Below are 487 nucleotides of genomic sequence, written 5' to 3'. Positions count from 1 at the left end.
TGGCAAGTTTTTTTAACGAAGCATGTCCAAAAAAGATGAGGTTAAGAATGTAAATTTATTTTGGCACCGTTCCTTAAACACCATTAAGCGAGCTCTAATATAAATAAAAAAACCTTTGCCCAAAGAGCAAAGGTTTTTTCCAGTTAAAAGTAACTGCCCAAACTATTATATAAGTTTTAGCCATTCATCTGTCTTATAGTAGTGGCTATGTCCTGGTCTAATTGACGAAAAATGGTTTTAATTTTTTTGATGGCTTTTTTCTTCTGAAAAGAAACCACTTGAACGTTTCCGCTGGAAGTAGGTGGATTGGTGAAAAGTAGTTTTTCTAATTCGTTTATTTTTCCTACAAAAGAAGTAGAATTGCCTGAGGGTTGGTTTTGAATCATTGTCATAATTTTTTATACCTTTTTATACTTACGTTTCGCCCAAATGGGAATCAGAAAATGAAACTTGTTCAAGTCCTAAATAGGCACTTGGGCTTATTTTT

1 protein-coding gene is annotated in these 487 nt (G+C 33.1%); it reads right to left on the bottom strand.

Translation table 11 applies throughout. The features are described from left to right. Positions 1-176: 176 nt before the first annotated feature. Complete coding sequence (locus Q0954_RS34430) at positions 177-392, bottom strand: hypothetical protein (protein WP_299466748.1); 216 nt, start codon at positions 390-392, stop codon at positions 177-179. Positions 393-487: the final 95 nt, after the last annotated feature.

The organism is uncultured Microscilla sp. (assembly GCF_947493425.1).
GTDB lineage: Bacteria > Bacteroidota > Bacteroidia > Cytophagales > Microscillaceae > Microscilla.
This window is presented reverse-complemented; position numbering and strand designations above follow the sequence as displayed.

Bases quoted from the DNA above. Each gene is read 5' to 3' on its own strand.
- Q0954_RS34430 (WP_299466748.1), bottom strand. From the start codon at position 392: ATGACAATGATTCAAAACCAACCCTCAGGCAATTCTACTTCTTTTGTA.